Origin of the sequence: Herminiimonas contaminans, assembly GCF_015645465.1 — a bacterium.
Lineage (GTDB): Bacteria > Pseudomonadota > Gammaproteobacteria > Burkholderiales > Burkholderiaceae_D > Oxalicibacterium > Oxalicibacterium contaminans.
The window spans coordinates 17126-33969 of the sequence record NZ_JADOEL010000020.1; the positions used below are offsets into that span (position 1 = coordinate 17126).

Consider the following 16844-nt stretch of genomic DNA (forward strand, 5'->3'; position numbering starts at 1 on the left):
CGGCCGCATGAAACCTCTGCCTAAGAAAATCTACCTGGCCTCCAAAAGCCCGCGCCGCCGCGAATTGCTGCGGCAGATGGGCATAGAATTCGAATTACTCCTGCTACGCGACCAGACCCCGCGCGGACCTGAAGTCAGTGAAATCGTGCTACCAGATGAACGCGCGGAAGACTACGTCGCACGCGTTACTTTGGAAAAAGCAGAGTTCGCACAAAAGACTATGTGGTGGCGCAAGCTGCCGGTGCGCCCGATACTGGCGGCAGATACCACCGTCGTACTCGATGGTCGCATCCTCGGCAAACCGGCGAACGAAGCCGAAGCAATCGACATGCTGCATTCGCTGTCCGGACGCACACACCAGGTGTTGACGCATGTCGCGATCCTGCACAATGACAAGACTTTCCAACTAACCCAGCGCTCCGACGTTGCGTTTGCTGCCATCCCGGATCAGGTCATACGCACCTATTGCGCGACCTCTGAACCGTATGACAAGGCAGGCGGCTATGGCATCCAGGGCCAGGCCGCACTCTTCATTCAAGACATAGCCGGCAGTTATTCAGGCATTATGGGTCTGCCCATCTTTGAAACCGGAAAATTATTGGAACAGGCAGGGATCCACATTCTATGAGTGAAGATATTCTCGTCAACGTGACGCCGCAGGAAACCCGCGTCGCCCTGGTCTTGCAAGGGGCTGTGCAGGAGCTGCACGTCGAACGTACCTTGTCACGCGGCATGGCCGGCAATATTTATCTCGGCAAAGTCGTGCGCGTACTGCCAGGCATGCAATCCGCCTTCGTCGACATCGGGCTCGAACGTGCAGCCTTCCTGCATGTTGCCGATATCTGGGACGCCCGTTCGAATGAGACGCCACCCAGTTCACCGACACCGATCGAGCGCATGCTGTACGACGGCCAGTCTGTCACCGTACAAGTCATCAAGGATCCGATAGGTACCAAGGGTGCACGTCTGTCCACGCAAATTTCTATCGCTGGCCGCATGCTGGTGTACCTGCCGCAGGAATCGCACATCGGCATTTCGCAGCGCATAGAAAACGAAGTAGAACGCGAAATCCTGCGCGAGAAAGTACAGAAGCTGATCCTGCCGGAAGAAAAAGGTGGCTTCATCATCCGCACCATGGCGGAAGACGCCTCCGATGCCGACCTGCAGTCCGACGTCGAATACCTGCGCAAGACCTGGGCGAATATCCTGCAACAAGCGAAAACCAAACCTGCGCCTGCCCTGCTGTACCAGGATCTGGATCTCGCCCAACGTGTGATGCGCGACTTCGTCAATGATGAAACCGCCAGCATCCAGGTCGACTCGCGTGAGAACTACCTGAAGCTGCAACAATTCGCCGAACTGTATACGCCATCGTTGTTACCCAAGCTGGCGCACTATCCGGGTGAACGACCATTGTTCGATCTGTATGGCGTGGAAGAAGAAATCCAGCGTGCGCTGGGCCGTCGCGTCGACCTGAAATCCGGCGGCTACCTGATCGTCGACCAGACCGAAGCCATGACCACTATCGACGTGAATACCGGCAGCTTCGTCAACGGACGTAACTTCGACGACACCATATTCAAAACCAATCTGGAAGCGTCGCATGCGATCGCACGCCAGCTGCGCCTGCGTAACCTGGGCGGCATCATGATCCTCGATTTCATCGATATGGAAAATGCCGAACACAGGAGCGCGGTGCTGAGTGAATTGAACCGTGCGCTCTCACGCGATCGTACCAAGGTATCGGTCTCCGGCTTTTCCGCACTGGGCCTGGTCGAGATGACACGCAAGCGTACCCGTGAATCACTGGCGCATATCCTGTGCGAACCCTGCCCCGCATGCGGCGGCAAGGGTCAAGTCAAAACGGCACGCACCATTTGCTATGAAATCCTGCGTGAACTGACACGCGAAGCCAAGCAGTTCAATCCACGCGAATTCCGTATCCTCGCGTCGCAAGTCGTGATCGACATGTTCCTCGAAGAAGAATCACAACATCTGGCGATGCTGGGTGCCTTCCTCGGCAAACCGATTTCATTGCAGGTCGAAACGGTTTATCACCAGGAACAGTACGACGTCATCCTGATGTAAGTCACAAAACTTGCTGCAATAAAAAAACGGAGCCATATACAAGGCTCCGTTTTTTATTGTGTTGCTGATCGCGTTTATTCTTTCCAGTAATCAGCGATCCACGGCGCTTTGCGCACGAAACGCAGGGCACGGTTGCGTCGCCCCTCCAGCGCATCTGGTGGATTTACTTCACCGTGGAAGATCACAATCTTGGTGCCTTCAGGCACGAAAGGTTCACGCCAGTAATTGGTCGGCCAGGTCGGGATGCAGTGGTATTTATAGCTGCAGCACCACGACGCCGGCCAGTAACTCAGCTTGCCCTGCTTGTGCAGCACATCCGACAGGAAAGCCTGCTCATTACGGAAAGCGCTGCGTGCATCGGCCTGCGTAGTGCGAAATTGCTGCAACACGTCAGCATGCGCACCCAGCTTGAAGCGATAAACGGACGAGTTACCCGTCACGCGCCACGGACGCTTCCAGTCGTGAATGATCAGGAACTCGCCCGGATATTCAAAGAAGGCATCGATCTTGTCGGTAATCACGACGTCTACGTCGAGGAACAAGGCGGTGCCGGTCAGACCGTGCAGGTCCGCTTCGAACGTCGTCAGCTTCTTCCAGCCGCGCTCCGGCAAACCATCCGGCAACTTCAGGTCAGGAATAGGGAAACACTCGACTTCGGAACGTATGCCGGTACCGTCATCGGTCAGGCAGACAAAGCGGAAATCGCCGGTCAGGTTACGACGTACCATCGCGTACAGGCGATTGACGTATTCCGGGCCGTACTTCGTGCCCCATTTCATGCACAGGATAACGCGCTCATTACCGACTGCTACATGTTCCATATTGGCCTTCTCTGTCATACATTTTCTCCAGCACACCAGGCTTGATAAAAATCTTTACTCAAAATACACAACACCTGCTGCGCCATTTCAAAATGCATCTTTGGCAAATTGCAGGTGATACAAATTCGCGTACACGCCGTTCCTGGCCAGCAATTCCTGATGCGAACCAAGTTCAACGATATGGCCTTCGGCCAATACTGCAATACGGTCTGCGCGCTCGATGGTTGACAGGCGGTGCGCAATCACCAGCGTGGTACGACCTTTCATCAATTCATCGAGGGCAGCTTGTACTGCGCGCTCGGATTCCGAGTCCAGTGCCGAAGTTGCTTCATCCAGGATCAGGATAGGCGCGTCCTTGTAGATCGCACGTGCAATCGCCAGGCGTTGACGCTGTCCACCGGACAGACGCGAGCCATTATCGCCTATCATTGTTTCCAGGCCTTCCGGCAAACCAGCGATCACTTCATCCAGATGCGCTGCATGCGCGGCAGCCAGGATGCGTGCCTGATCCGGATTGGCATCGCCATAAGCGATATTCGCCGCAATCGTGTCATCAAACAAGACCACATGCTGGCTCACCATCGCGATGTGCTTGCGCAAGCTGCTCAGTGAAATTTCTTCTATCGACACACCATCCAGCTGGATCTCACCAGCAGTTGCTGAATAAAAGCCGGGCACCAAATTTACCAACGTCGACTTACCGCCACCTGACATGCCAACGAACGCGATGGTCTCGCCCGGTTGCACGCTCAGATTAATATCCTGCAAGGCCATGGTTTGCTGACCAGGATAAGTAAAGCCGAGCTGGACAAAATCGAGGCGACCCGCTGCGCGTGCAGTCAGTTCCTTGCCGGAGGTACGCTCAGGTTCAGCATCTATCAGTTTGAACACCGCTTCCGCCGCAGTCAGGCCGCGTTGCAAGGGGCCATTCACCTCGGCGATATTTTTCAAAGGCGTCAGCAACATCAGCATTGCGGTAATAAAGGATACGAAACCGCCTACCGTCGTCTGGTTTTGTCCTGACTGGATCAAGGCAATCACGATCACAATTGCCACCGCGGTAGATGCCATGACCTGGGTCACCGGAGTCGTTGCTGCCATTGCGGTAGCCATGCGCATCGTGTAACCGCGCAATTTATCGGCACGCACCTCGAATCGCTCTTCTTCATACCGATGGCCGCCAAAAATCTTGATGACCTGATTGGCCCGTGTGGTTTCTTCTATGACTTGCGTCATCTCGCCATTGACCGTCTGATACTCACGCGTCAATCTGCGCAGGCGGCGGCCGGTTGCCCGTACGACGATGGCAATCAGCGGCAACAATACCAGTGCTACCAGGGTTAAACGCCAGTTCAGCCAAAACAGGAAAGACAAGAGGACGACAACCGTCAACGAATCGCGAATGATGGAGGTGTAAACCTTGGTGATCATTTCAATGATTTGCTGTACTTCAAACATCATCGAATTAATAACCCGACCCACTGAATGCGTCGCATAAAATCCGAGTGGCACATCCAGCATGCGCTCGAACATCTGCTTGCGTAAAGTAGTGAGCAGACGTGACGAGACCCAGGTCATCATGTAAGTCGTGGTAAATGTGGATATACCACGCAAGACAAAAATACCGACGATGGCGACCGGCACCAGCCACAAGGAAAATGACGGCTTGCCGCCAAAGCCTTTATCCAGCAACACCCGCATCACGGCAGGGAACATTGGCTCGGTCAAAGCCGTCATGATCATGCCAAGGAGGGCCACGGCCAGGCGCTTCTTGTATGGTGCCAGCATGCCGAACAGGCGCTTCAAATGTGGAGAAACTATCATTGCGCCATATCTCCGTCAGTTGAAGTCAGCAGTTTGAAACGATCAGTCATAGGCGATCTGTACATTTTTGTCCGAATATAAATCGATTAGTTTTTGTTTTATGTTGTCGTCCGGATTGATACGCCATTGCTCTGAAAAGCACAATTCCGATACACCCTTGGGATTCTGGTACTGGATCACGACCCGGCTGCCATCCGTGCGCGCCGCTGGTTGCAACGCCGCCTTCAGCACATTGATATCCGTCGAGGCCGGCAAGCACAGACGCACGCAGCTTGCATACTGGATGCGCACTCCTGCTATATCCATGACTTTCTCGGCACTGATGCGTAAACCACCAGAGAAGCGATCTTCCGACACCTTGCCGGTCACCGCGAGGAATTCGTCTTCCTTGAACATATGGCGGTTGGCATCATACAACTCGTTATAGACCGTGACGTCTACCGTCGCACTGCCATCATCCAGCGTGACAATAGTGATACGGCCACGTTGTGTCATTTGCGTACGCAAACCCGAGATCACACCGGCGATGGTGCGTGGATCGCGCGATGGTTCGATCTTGCTCAGTTTGGTACGGGCAAAGCGACTCGCTTCTTCGGCATAGGCATTGAACAGGTGACCGGACAGATAAAAGCCGAGCGCACCTTTTTCTTCCGTCAGTCTTTGCTTGTCGCTCCATGGCGATACCTTGACGTATTCCGGCGGCGTTTCCAGATCGCTGTCATCACCACCAAACAGGCTGACCTGGTTCGCCGCCGCCTCGGCCTGCTCCGCGCACTCCATCGCAAAGGCAACTGATGCCAGCAAGATGGCGCGATCTACATTAAAGCAATCGAAGGCACCGGCGCGGATCAGCGAATCTATCGTACGACGATTGATCTGGCGCTTATCGACGCGCTTGGCAAAGTCGAATAAATCAGTGAACGGACGTTCCTTGCGTGCTTCGATGACTGCATCGATAGCGCCCTTACCCGAACCTTTGACCGCACCCAGGCCGTAACGTATTTGCGTCGCTTTCTTGCCCGGCACACCGACTGGCGTGAAGCGATAATCGGACTGGTTGATATCCGGCGGCAACAAGGTCAGTCCGCAGATATCGATCGCATCTTCGACCAGGATCTTGATCTTGTCGGTGTCATCCATCGCCAGCGACAAGTTGGCTGCCATGAACGCGGCGGGATGATGTGCCTTCAGGTAGGCGGTGTGGTACGACAGTAAAGCGTAGGCAGCAGCATGTGATTTATTAAAACCATAGCCTGCGAATTTTTCCATCAAGTCGAAGATCTCATCCGCTTTTTCTGCGGACAAATCATTCTTCGCTGCACCCGCACGGAACAACTCGCGATGCTGCGCCATCTCTTCGGCTTTTTTCTTACCCATCGCACGACGCAGCAAGTCAGCACCACCCAGCGAGTAGCCACCGATGACCTGCGCCATCTGCATAACCTGTTCCTGATAAACCATGATGCCGTAGGTTTCAGACAGGATGGACTCGGTACGCGGATCAGGATATTCAAAACGTTCGCCGTGTTTGCGTCGGCAGAAATCCGGGATCAGATCCATAGGACCCGGACGATACAGCGCTACCAGCGCAATAATGTCTTCAAAGCGATCCGGCCGCGCATCCTTCAGCATGCCTTGCATGCCGCGGCTTTCCAGCTGGAATACAGCGACGGTTTTCGCCTTGGTCAATAGTTCATACGATGGCCGGTCATTCAGCGGCAACTTCTCCAGCGCGAACTCCGACATCGCGGGATCCAGATCCTTGATGTAGCGCACCGCACGGTCTAGGATAGTCAGCGTGGTCAGACCCAAAAAGTCGAACTTCACGAGGCCGACCGCCTCCACGTCATCCTTATCGTATTGCGAGACCACACCGGCATCGCCGCCCTGTGTATAGAGCGGGCAGAAATCAGTCAGCTTGCCCGGTGCGATCAACACGCCACCGGCGTGCATACCGATGTTACGGGCAATACCTTCAACCTGTTGCGCCAGGTCCAGCAACTGCTTGACCTCTTCTTCATTCTCCAGGCGCTCGGCCAGCAGCGGCTCTTCCTTGATCGCATCCGAAATCGTGACCAGCTTGCCCGGCTTGAACGGGATCAGCTTGGAAATGCCATCACAGAAGTTGTAGCCGAAATCCAGTACGCGACCCACGTCACGCACCGCACCCTTGGCCGCCATGGTACCGAAGGTCGCAATCTGCGATACCGCTTCCTTGCCGTATTGATCCTTCACGTACTGAATGACGCGATCACGCCCCTCCTGACAGAAATCAATATCAAAGTCGGGCATGGATACCCGCTCAGGATTCAGGAAGCGTTCGAACAGCAAGTTGTATTGCAGCGGATCCAGATCGGTAATCAAGAGCGAATACGCAACCAGCGAACCCGCACCCGAACCCCGGCCCGGTCCGACCGGTACGCCATTGTTCTTGGCCCACTTGATAAAGTCAGCCACGATCAGGAAGTAGCCCGGGAAACCCATTTTGATAATGGTGTCGGTCTCGAACTTCAGGCGCGCCTGATAACGCTCGCGGTGTTTTTCACGTACTGCAGGATCCGGATACAAATGCTCCATGCGCTGGTCCAGGCCGCGCTGCGCTTCCTTGACCAGGAACTCGTCGATGGACGAGCCGTCCGGCGTCGGGAAATTAGGCAGCTTGGGCTTGCCCAGTTCCAGCACCAGGTTGCAGCGCTTGGCGATCTCGACCGAGTTTTGCAAGGCGTTCGGCATATCGGCGAACAATTCCGCCATCTCAGCCTGCGATTTGAAGCGTTGCTGCTCGTTAAAGCGTTTGATGCGGCGTGGATTGGCGAGGATTTCGCCTTCGGAAATACAGGTACGCGCTTCATGCGCGGTAAATTCTTCCGGCCCGAGGAACTGCACCGGATGGGTCGCCACCAGTGGCAGGTTCAGCTTGGCGGCCAGCACCGAAGCCTGCCGCACATGACCATCCATATTCGGCTGGTCGGCACGCTGCACTTCGATGTAAAAATGTCCGGGGAACATATCGGCCCAGCGCTGCGCACAACGTTCCGCGCCAGCCAGGTTGCCGTTATCAATCGCCATCCCGACGTCGCCAAAATGCGCACCGGACAGCACGATCAAACCTTGCTTGCCTTCGGCCGCTATCTCTTCCAGCCACTCAGGACGGATTTCGGCACGGCCCCGGTGCAAATTAGTCAGCCAGGCGCGGGACAGCAAATCACACAATTGCAGATAGCCATCCTTGTTCTTAACCAGCAGCAACAGGCGCGACGGCTTGTCGCGGTCATTGTCATTGCTGATCCAGACATCGCAGCCAACGATGGGCTTGATGCCGTTGGAGCGGGCTTCTTTATAGAATTTGACCATGCCAAACAGGTTGGCCAGGTCGGTAATTGCGAGCGCCGGCTGCATATCGGCAGCGGCGGCCTGGATCACATCATCGATGCGTATCAGGCCGTCAACGATCGAATATTCGGAATGGAGACGGAGATGAATAAATTGCGGAGAAATCATGGCCGTATTCTACCGCGACCACCCCCTTGATCAGACATTTCATCATTCCTAAAGCGGAAGTTTATAATGTCGGCTTGTTCCAGCCTGACCGCAGTTGCCCGCTCCCGATGTCTTAGCCATTAGTCATCGCCAGACCTGGTGCTGCATACAGGCCAGCAGCCAGAATAATCGCCCGAATTATTGTTCTTCTCACAAGAACAAGCACAGTAAAGAAATACATCAGCATGCAAGCTACCGCCACCTTCGTTAACATCGCCGCCTACAAATTCATCACTTTTGACGATACGGCAGAGAAACGCCCGGAATTTCTCGCCAAATGCAATGAATTGTCACTAAAAGGCACGATCCTGCTAACCCCGGAAGGCATCAACATGTTTTTGGCCGGTACCCGCGCCAACATCGATAGCTTCCTGACCTGGGTGCGCGCGGATGCACGCTTTGCCGATCTGGAAGTAAAGGAAAGCTTCTCCGACGACCAGCCGTTCAAATACATGCTGGTCAAGCTCAAGCGCGAAATCATTACGATGAAGCACCCGCTGATCAAGCCGGAAGAAGGCCGCGCCCCTGCCGTCACCCCGGCTACCCTCAAGCGCTGGCTGGACCAGGGTCATGATGACGAGGGCAAACCTGTCGTCATGATGGAAACCCGGAATGCCTTCGAAGTCGATGTCGGCACCTTCGACAACACTCTTGATTACCGCATTGAAAAATTCAGCGACTTCCCTGCAGTGGTGGCCCAGCACAAGGACGAACTGGCGGATAAAACCGTGGTCACCTTCTGCACCGGCGGCATACGCTGTGAAAAAGCGGCGATCCACATGAAAAACGTCGGCTACGACAGCGTCTACCAGCTCGACGGCGGCATCCTCAAATACTTCGAAGAAGTCGGCGGCGCGCACTACACCGGCGACTGCTTCGTATTCGACCACCGCACCGCGCTGAATCCGCGCCTCGAACCTAGCCTGGCAACAACCTGCCCCAGCTGCAACGCAACCGTCACACCGCGCGAGCAACTGGCACCCGAATTTGTCGAAGGCAGCGCTTGCCCGCACTGCGCGAAATAATCACCTATAGCCACCGGCTACAGGACCATGCTGTTTAACTCAATGTACTTTTAAGCTGCCAAATAAAATGATCAATATCAACGGTGAAATCAAGGTCGACAACGCAGCACCCTTCGTCCTGTTCGGCGGTATCAACGTGCTCGAATCGCGCGATCTCGCCATGCGTTCCTGCGAAGAATACGTGCGCGTCACCAGCAAGCTCGGCATCCCTTACGTCTTCAAGGCATCGTTCGACAAGGCCAACCGCTCATCGATACATTCGTATCGCGGCCCGGGACTGGAAGAAGGCTTGCGCATTTTTGAAGATGTGAAAAAAACTTTCGGCGTGCCACTGATTACCGACGTGCATGAACCGTATCAGGCCAAGATCGCAGCTGAAGTCATAGACGTACTACAACTGCCAGCCTTCCTCGCGCGCCAGACCGACCTGGTCGTCGCACTGGCGCAAACCGGCCGCGTCATCAACATCAAAAAACCGCAATTCCTCAGCCCGCCGCAGATGTTCAACATCGTGGAAAAATTCCGCGAAGCCGGTAACGAGCAACTGATCCTGTGCGATCGCGGCACCTGCTTCGGCTACGACAATCTGGTGGTCGACATGCTGGGTTTTGGCGTGATGAAAAAAGTCACCAACAACCTGCCCATCATCTTTGACGTTACCCATGCATTGCAGCAACGCGACTCCATGGGCGCGGCATCCGGCGGTCGCCGCGAACAGGTCGCCGACCTAGCACGTGCTGGCATGGGCGTTGGTTTGGCGGGTCTGTTCCTCGAAGCGCATCCAGATCCAAAAGTAGCGAAATGCGATGGTCCAAGCGCACTGCCACTGGACAAGCTGGAACCCTTTCTCGCGCAACTGAAGCAACTGGATGATCTGGTTAAATCATTTGCCCCGCTGGATATCGAAGCCTAAGAGTTTTGTACAAATAAAAAAGCGCAGTCTCCATAAAGGAGCTGCGCTTTTTTTATTGCCATTGGCTTACACCAAGTCGAACACCAATACTTCAGCCTGCTGGCCGTCACTGATTTTCAGGCTTTGCTCATCAGTCACTTTCAATGCATCACCAGTTTTCAGCGCGACGCCATTGACCGTAACCGAACCGCGGGCCACATGAATCAAGGCACGACGTCCTTTGGCCAACGTCAGCTCTGCCGTTTCAGCAGCGTCAAACAAACCGACATACAGCTTCGCATCCTGATGAATCAGCACTGAGCCATCAGCACCATCTTCACTTGCTATCAGGCGCAAACGACCGCGTTTTTCTTCTGCAGAGAAATGCTTCTCTTCATAGCTAGGCGGGATGCCATTCACATTCGGCTGGATCCAGATTTGCAGGAAGTGCGTAGTCTGGTCTTTGGAATGGTTGAATTCCGAATGGCGTACGCCGCTGCCTGCGCTCATGCGTTGCACGTCACCGGGACGAATGACACTGCCGGTGCCCATGCTGTCTTTGTGCGCCAGCTCGCCTTCCAGCACGTAGCTGATAATTTCCATGTCGCGATGACCATGCGTACCGAAGCCCTGTCCTGCATGCACGCGGTCTTCATTGATCACGCGCAGCGGGCCAAAACCCATATGTTTTTCGTCATAGTAATCAGCGAAGGAAAAGGTATGGTGCGAATCCAGCCAACCGTGATTTGCATGGCCCCGGTCTTCACTTTTACGAATTTCAAGCATGATTATTTCCTTTCGGTGAGTTTTATTGTACGACTTAATTTTTAACCTATGAGTGACACTATAGACGTTCAAAACCGATTAAATAAGGGCATAATTCAGGACAAGTTGTTCAATTTTTTTGAATAAAAGAAAATCTGATGAATTTGACACTGGAAGCCATACGCATACTCGACGCCATAGACCGCAAGGGCAGCTTCGCCGCCGCCGCAGTAGCGCTGGATCGCGTGCCGTCGGCGCTGACCTATAGCGTGCGCAAGCTGGAAGAAGACCTGGACGTGCTGCTATTCGACCGGCGTGGCCATCGCGCCAAGCTGACCGCAGCCGGACAGGAGCTACTGACCGAGGGACGCCACCTGCTGCGCGCCGCCGATGAACTGGAGCAAAGGGTGAAGCGCACCGCCAGCGGCTGGGAAGTCGAGCTGCGTATCGTGCTCGACAGCATCATTCCGTTTGAAAAAATGTTGCCGCTAATACGTGAATTCGATGCTGAAGGCTCAGGCACACAGCTGCGCTTCTCCACTGAAGTCCTGTCCGGTGTGTGGGAAACCCTGACCAGCGGTGCGGCAGACCTCGCCATCGGCGTTTCTTCAGACGGCCCAGACGTCGTGCGCGGCAGCGGCGACTTCCGCGTGCGCCCCTTGGGAGAAGTCGACTGGGTCTTTGCCGTAGCCCCTGGACATCCGCTGGCAACGGCAGAAGATCCCTTATCACCACAACTGGTACAACAACATCGCACGGTGGTAGCCGCCGACAGCGGCCGCTTCCTGCCCAGCGTCAGCGTCGGCTTGCTGACCGGTCAAGCAACGCTGACCGTTCCTGATCTGCAGGAAAAACTAAAAGCACAGCTAGCCGGACTGGGTTGTGGCCACTTGCCACGCAAATGGGCAGCGCCCTATCTTGCATCAGGCGAGTTGATAGAAAAAACCACGATAGAAACCAAACCCACAGGACTACCGCAATACGCATGGCGCAACTCCTCGCGCGGCAAATGCCTGAAATGGTTCCTCAACAAACTGGCAGATCCCGATGTGCAACGCGCATTGCTGGCGGAGTAAGCATGACGAATAAGAAGATGGAATACATAGGACGTTTCGCGCCGTCACCCAGCGGTCCCTTGCACGCGGGTTCGCTGGTCGCGGCGATGGCCAGCTATCTGGATGCGAAAGCGCATCAGGGCCAGTGGCTGGTGCGCATAGAAGACATAGACGAAACCCGCACAGTCGCCGATGCCACAGCCGCCATCATGGAAGCACTGACCGTATTCGGCATGCAGCACGATGGTGAAGTAGTGGTGCAAAGTGAGCGCAAGGATTTGTATCAGGCGGCATTCACACGTCTCAACGGACTGGTCTATCCATGCGGTTGCACCCGCCGCGAAATTGCAGATTCCCGACTGGGCGTGGCGGCTGATGGCGCAGCGATTTATCCGGGCACTTGCCGCCACGGCGTCGCGACAGGTAAAACTGCGCGCACCTGGCGCGTACGCGTGCCGGATGCGAATGAAGCCAACGAAACCATAGACTTCAACGATCGCTGGCTGGGGCCACTCACGCAACACCTGTCGACCGAAGTCGGTGACTTTGTTTTAAAACGTGCAGATGGTTTCTGGGCTTACCAGCTAGCAGTTGTTGTTGACGATGCAGAACAAGGCGTGACACACATCGTGCGCGGCACCGACTTGCTGGAATCGACAGGCAGACAAATCTATCTGCAGCGCATGCTGGACTATCCGACGCCCGAGTACATGCACGTACCTGTCGTATTAAATGACGTCGGCGAGAAGTTGTCGAAGCAGACTGGTGCACTTGCACTTGATCTTGCGCATCCAATGAATGAACTGATCAAAGCAGCGCGCTTTCTTGAGTTATCGCTACCGCCTGCGCAATCAATAGCCGAATTTTGGCAGGCCGCCACGGCTGCGTGGGCACAACGTTTTTGCACCTGAACAACGTAAGCAATAAAGGCTGTGGTTGTGAGTCCACTGTGACGATGCCGTTTGTGCGGGACAGAAAATGGAAAAAGAAGTGGGCGTTGTCTGAGCGTAGCGAGTTTCGCGCACTTCCCATTTTTTGTCCTGCACAAACGGGAACCCCGCAGGGGCAGCGGCGCCGTGGTCGCCTTTCTTTGCTTACTTTCTTTGGCGAAGCAAAGAAAGTGAGTGGCCGCCGGGCCACACCCGGCAACGCACTTCTCCTCGAAGAAAGTACAACATCAATTAAAGAGAAACGAAATCAACCCACCAATAAAAAAGGACGCAAACTCGCGTCCTTTTTTAAAAACAGATCTAACTACCTCTTAGGCGCCCCACCCAACAAAGCCGCCATCTTATGCTTAGGCGCCTTAGCCGGAGCCTGCTCCACAGGCTTAGCCTCACTAACAGTAGACGGCGCAGGTTCATAAGGCTTGGTAAAGAACGGATCTATCTTCTCCTTACGCGGAGCAGCATACGCACTACGGCTAGAAGTATCACGACCACCGGACGAATCACGCGCCGACGATTCACGACGCTCCGCACCACGCCCACGCGATTCACCCTCATCCCGACGCGGACCACGTTCCTTACGCTCACTGACACGATGAGCAGCAGGCACAAAACCAGCCAGATGCGCAGGTATGAACTTGTGCTTGATCAGTTTTTCAATATCAACCAGCAAACGCGCATCCTTATCCGAGTACAGCGAGATCGCATCACCCGAAGCACCAGCACGGCCAGTACGACCGATACGATGGACGTAATCTTCAGCGTTGTATGGCAAATCGTAATTGATCACGCACGGCAGTTCAGCGATGTCCAAACCACGTGCTGCAACGTCGGTTGCCACCAGTACTTCTATCGTGCCGTTTTTGAATGCATCCAGCGCCGTCATACGTTCGGCTTGCGATTTGTCACCGTGGATGGCCGACGCTTTCACGCCTTCATTTTCCAGCTGCCGCGCCAGGCGCGAGGCACCGATTTTGGTGTTGGAGAACACGATCACTTGTTTCAGGCCGCGTTCACGAATGATGTAAGACACTGCATCACCCTTGTCGCCCTCTTCCATCTTGTAGACGATTTGCGTCACGTTCTCGGCGGTGGCATTGCTGCGCGCCACTTCGATGGTGACCGGATCTTTCAGGAAGGTCGCTGCGAGTTTTTTGATTTCCGGCGAGAAGGTCGCGGAGAACATCAGGTTCTGGCGCTGCTTAGGCAAGAGATTGATAATGCGCTGCAAGTCAGGCAGGAAACCCATGTCCAGCATGCGATCCGCTTCATCCATCACCAGGATTTGTGTCTGCGACAGGTTCAGCGTTTTTTGCTGAATGTGGTCGAGCAAACGACCCGGTGTAGCGATCACGATTTCGACGCCGGAGCGCAGGGCTGCGCTTTGCGGTGCCATGTCGACACCACCGAAGACCACTACTGAACGCAGCGGTGTGTGACGCGAATATGCTTTGACGTTATCGGCAACCTGATCGGCCAACTCACGCGTCGGTGTCAGCACCAGTGCACGCACCGGATGGCGCGCAGGCGATGCGCTGCTGTTGGCATGTGCCATCAGCAATTGAATAATTGGCAGCGAGAAACCAGCCGTCTTACCGGTACCGGTTTGCGCCGCACCCATGACGTCCACACCTTGCAGGACGACCGGGATCGCTTCGGCCTGGATAGGCGTCGGGTGCACATAGCCCTGTTCACCCAGGGCACGCAGGATTTCCGGCGCCAGGCCGAAGTCTTCAAAACGGACGGCAGGGTGAGCATCGGCCGCGGCGGCTGACGGAGTGGTCGTTGGGATTACAGGCTGACTATCAGACATGATGTTTAGCAGGTCTTGCCCTTGCGAGGCGACATGATCGATGCCGATAATAAAACCGCACAAGCAATCCGAAAAAGACCCGGCTCTTTCGATAAATTTGAATTATTTCTGTGGTGATGAAACGAGGTGCATGTGCGGGCGCAGGCCGCTCTAGAAAACCGGGACCAGCTCAACCGCCACCACTACCCTCGACAGGACAGTCAGCATTATACGCTGGACGGCAATTTCCCGTGATTTATCGGTATGTAGCCGCTAAAAAGGGGGAAATCTGGCACAAACCGCAGTTGACGCACTGCGGCATGGCATACGATGGGGAGTCGGAAGACAAAAGGGGCTGGAGTTGCCAACAAGCAAATCCAGCCCCGATTATTTGAGCCTGAGCTGATCAGGCAGTCAGGCGCAAAGCCTCGTTGTTGGCCGGCAAACGTTGCGACGATCCGTGCTGCGCATGTTTGTTGCCGGCATGTGCGGCATGCGGACTGACACTACGGCCGGTACGGAATACCGCGATCGATTGCGTCAGGTGGAAGGTTTGTTCTTCCAGGCTGGCGGCCGCTGCAGCAGCTTGCTCGACCAGGGCCGCATTCTGCTGGGTCACCTCATCCATCTGCGACACTGCCAGGTTGACCTGGTCTATGCCATTGCTTTGTTCACGGCTGGCAACCGTGATTTCATTCATGATACCGGTCACGCGCTGCACCGAGCTCACTATGTCATCCATGGTGGTCATTGCATCGCTGACCAGGCGGTTACCGGCGTCGACTTTTTCTACCGAATCGTCGATCAGGCCTTTGATTTCTTTTGCTGCGCTGGCCGAACGTTGCGCCAGGCTGCGCACTTCCGCCGCCACCACCGCAAAGCCTTTGCCCTGCTCACCGGCGCGCGCCGCTTCTACTGCTGCATTCAGCGCGAGGATGTTGGTCTGGAATGCGATGCCGTCGATCAGGCTGATGATGTCGACGATCTTCTTAGCGGAAGCACTGATTTCATCCATGGTCGCACCGACTTTTTCAACCACCGCACCACCTTTGCCAGCGACTTCGGAAGCCGATTGCACCAGCTCATTGGCCTGGCTGGCGCTGTCTGCATTCTGTTTCACCGTCGACGCAAACTGCTCCATGCTGGATGCCGTTTCTTCGAGGCTGGAAGCCTGCGATTCGGTACGACCGGAAAGATCCATATTGCCAGCGGCGATTTCACGCGTGGCGATGGTGATGGAATCCACATTGGTACGGATATCACCCATGACCGAGCGCAAGTTGACATTCATTTGTTGCAGCGCTTGCTGCAATTGACCCATGTCGTCATGACGGTCAATTTCGAAATCCACCGTCAGGTCACCACCTGCAATGACGCGGGTTTCCGCGATCAGCTTGCGCAAAGGACGCACGATAGACGCGTGCAAACTAGCCCACAACAACAAGGAAATACAAACACCTGCGACCGTCGCACCTGCGTACCAGCCCATATTCGCTGCGTTCTCTGCTGCTGTCGTCGCGACAAAACCCAGCGCCGCAATCAATGCAGTCAACGTCAGCATGCCCAGACCCAGTTTGACGCCGAGGCCGATGTCACGCAATGCGGCCAGTTTGCCGAAGATACCAGTGCGTACTACCGCACCGCGTTTGATGGCCAGGCCTTTGGCCTGGTCCGCCTTGAAGCGTGCATAGATAGCGCCTGCACCTTCGACCTGCTCACGGCTGGGCTTGCTGCGCACCGACATGAAGGCGACGATTTCATTGTTTTCACGTACCGGCGTGACGTTAGCGTTCACCCAGTAGAAGTCACCATTCTTGCGACGGTTCTTGACCAGGCCGGTCCATGGCAAACCTTGCTTCAACGTTTGCCACATGTCACCGAATGCTTGTTCCGGCATGTCGGGATGACGGATCAGGTTATGCGGCTTGCCGATCAATTCTTCTTCATGGAAACCACTGGCTTCCATGAAAGCAGGGTTCACATAAGTGATCCGGCCCTTGGTATCTGTTTTCGAGACCAGCGACATTCCGTCCTGGAGGAAATATTCGTTACTCGTAACAGGCAAATTGGTGCGCATAAGTACATCTCCGGCTGG

The 16844-nt window shown here is 55.0% G+C and carries 12 protein-coding genes; 6 read left to right on the forward strand and 6 right to left on the reverse strand.

What is annotated here, in order from left to right:
- The first annotated feature begins 7 nt into the window (after nucleotides 1-7).
- Complete coding sequence (locus tag IXC47_RS17615) at nucleotides 8-628, forward strand: Maf family protein (RefSeq protein ID WP_195876532.1); 621 nt, start codon at nucleotides 8-10, stop codon at nucleotides 626-628.
- Nucleotides 625-2088 carry a ribonuclease G gene (gene rng, locus IXC47_RS17620; protein WP_175627140.1) on the forward strand — a complete coding sequence of 488 codons (1464 nt, stop codon included), beginning with the start codon at nucleotides 625-627 and terminating at the stop codon, nucleotides 2086-2088. Before IXC47_RS17615 ends, rng begins: the two co-directional genes overlap by 4 nt.
- Nucleotides 2089-2162: 74 nt before the next feature.
- On the opposite strand, the gene IXC47_RS17625 is transcribed toward rng, so the two are convergent.
- The 3 genes from IXC47_RS17625 to dnaE all read right to left on the reverse strand — a co-directional run bounded on the left by IXC47_RS17625 (nucleotide 2163) and on the right by dnaE (nucleotide 8234).
- A complete protein-coding gene (locus tag IXC47_RS17625; protein WP_175627141.1) occupies nucleotides 2163-2927 on the reverse strand; it encodes a glycosyltransferase in 765 nt (254 codons plus the stop codon).
- A 69-nt stretch (nucleotides 2928-2996) separates the two neighbouring features.
- Entirely contained in the window at nucleotides 2997-4733 is a 1737-nt protein-coding gene (gene msbA / locus IXC47_RS17630) for a lipid A export permease/ATP-binding protein MsbA (RefSeq protein ID WP_195876533.1), read from the reverse strand.
- Between the two features lie 42 nt (nucleotides 4734-4775).
- Entirely contained in the window at nucleotides 4776-8234 is a 3459-nt protein-coding gene (dnaE, locus tag IXC47_RS17635) for a DNA polymerase III subunit alpha (RefSeq protein WP_195876534.1), read from the reverse strand.
- A gap of 224 nt (nucleotides 8235-8458) precedes the next feature.
- On the opposite strand from dnaE, the gene IXC47_RS17640 reads away from it, so the two are divergent.
- Nucleotides 8459-9298, forward strand: coding sequence for a sulfurtransferase (locus IXC47_RS17640; protein ID WP_195876535.1), 840 nt, complete (start codon nucleotides 8459-8461; stop codon nucleotides 9296-9298).
- A gap of 67 nt (nucleotides 9299-9365) precedes the next feature.
- The gene (kdsA, locus tag IXC47_RS17645) at nucleotides 9366-10211 is read left to right on the forward strand and encodes a 3-deoxy-8-phosphooctulonate synthase (protein WP_195876536.1); all 846 of its coding nucleotides are present in this window, start codon (nucleotides 9366-9368) and stop codon (nucleotides 10209-10211) included.
- Between the two features lie 66 nt (nucleotides 10212-10277).
- Here the strand turns inward: kdsA and IXC47_RS17650 are convergent, their stop codons facing one another.
- Entirely contained in the window at nucleotides 10278-10976 is a 699-nt protein-coding gene (locus IXC47_RS17650; protein ID WP_195876537.1) for a pirin family protein, read from the reverse strand.
- Nucleotides 10977-11113: 137 nt separating this feature from the next.
- On the opposite strand from IXC47_RS17650, the gene IXC47_RS17655 reads away from it, so the two are divergent.
- Together IXC47_RS17655 and gluQRS are read left to right on the forward strand one after the other, a co-directional pair.
- Nucleotides 11114-12031, forward strand: a complete 918-nt coding sequence (locus tag IXC47_RS17655) for a LysR family transcriptional regulator (RefSeq protein ID WP_195876538.1) — start codon at nucleotides 11114-11116, stop codon at nucleotides 12029-12031.
- Between the two features lie 2 nt (nucleotides 12032-12033).
- Nucleotides 12034-12921 carry a tRNA glutamyl-Q(34) synthetase GluQRS gene (gene gluQRS / locus IXC47_RS17660; protein WP_195876539.1) on the forward strand — a complete coding sequence of 296 codons (888 nt, stop codon included), beginning with the start codon at nucleotides 12034-12036 and terminating at the stop codon, nucleotides 12919-12921.
- A 343-nt stretch (nucleotides 12922-13264) separates the two neighbouring features.
- Here gluQRS and IXC47_RS17665 read toward each other — a convergent pair whose 3' ends face one another.
- Together IXC47_RS17665 and IXC47_RS17670 are read right to left on the reverse strand one after the other, a co-directional pair.
- Entirely contained in the window at nucleotides 13265-14770 is a 1506-nt protein-coding gene (locus IXC47_RS17665; protein ID WP_195876540.1) for a DEAD/DEAH box helicase, read from the reverse strand.
- Nucleotides 14771-15155: 385 nt separating this feature from the next.
- Nucleotides 15156-16826, reverse strand: a complete 1671-nt coding sequence (locus tag IXC47_RS17670) for a methyl-accepting chemotaxis protein (protein WP_195876541.1) — start codon at nucleotides 16824-16826, stop codon at nucleotides 15156-15158.
- Nucleotides 16827-16844: the final 18 nt, after the last annotated feature.

Excerpts from the sequence above, each read along its gene's own strand:
- gluQRS (WP_195876539.1), top strand. The coding sequence starts at position 12,034 with ATGACGAATAAGAAGATGGAATACATAGGACGTTTCGCGCCGTCACCC.
- IXC47_RS17670 (WP_195876541.1), bottom strand. The coding sequence starts at position 16,826 with ATGCGCACCAATTTGCCTGTTACGAGTAACGAATATTTCCTCCAGGAC.
- dnaE (WP_195876534.1), bottom strand. The coding sequence starts at position 8,234 with ATGATTTCTCCGCAATTTATTCATCTCCGTCTCCATTCCGAATATTCG.
- IXC47_RS17625 (WP_175627141.1), bottom strand. The coding sequence starts at position 2,927 with ATGACAGAGAAGGCCAATATGGAACATGTAGCAGTCGGTAATGAGCGC.
- IXC47_RS17640 (WP_195876535.1), top strand. The coding sequence starts at position 8,459 with ATGCAAGCTACCGCCACCTTCGTTAACATCGCCGCCTACAAATTCATC.
- IXC47_RS17665 (WP_195876540.1), bottom strand. The coding sequence starts at position 14,770 with ATGTCTGATAGTCAGCCTGTAATCCCAACGACCACTCCGTCAGCCGCC.
- IXC47_RS17650 (WP_195876537.1), bottom strand. The coding sequence starts at position 10,976 with ATGCTTGAAATTCGTAAAAGTGAAGACCGGGGCCATGCAAATCACGGT.
- msbA (WP_195876533.1), bottom strand. The coding sequence starts at position 4,733 with ATGATAGTTTCTCCACATTTGAAGCGCCTGTTCGGCATGCTGGCACCA.
- IXC47_RS17615 (WP_195876532.1), top strand. The coding sequence starts at position 8 with ATGAAACCTCTGCCTAAGAAAATCTACCTGGCCTCCAAAAGCCCGCGC.
- kdsA (WP_195876536.1), top strand. The coding sequence starts at position 9,366 with ATGATCAATATCAACGGTGAAATCAAGGTCGACAACGCAGCACCCTTC.
- IXC47_RS17655 (WP_195876538.1), top strand. The coding sequence starts at position 11,114 with ATGAATTTGACACTGGAAGCCATACGCATACTCGACGCCATAGACCGC.
- rng (WP_175627140.1), top strand. The coding sequence starts at position 625 with ATGAGTGAAGATATTCTCGTCAACGTGACGCCGCAGGAAACCCGCGTC.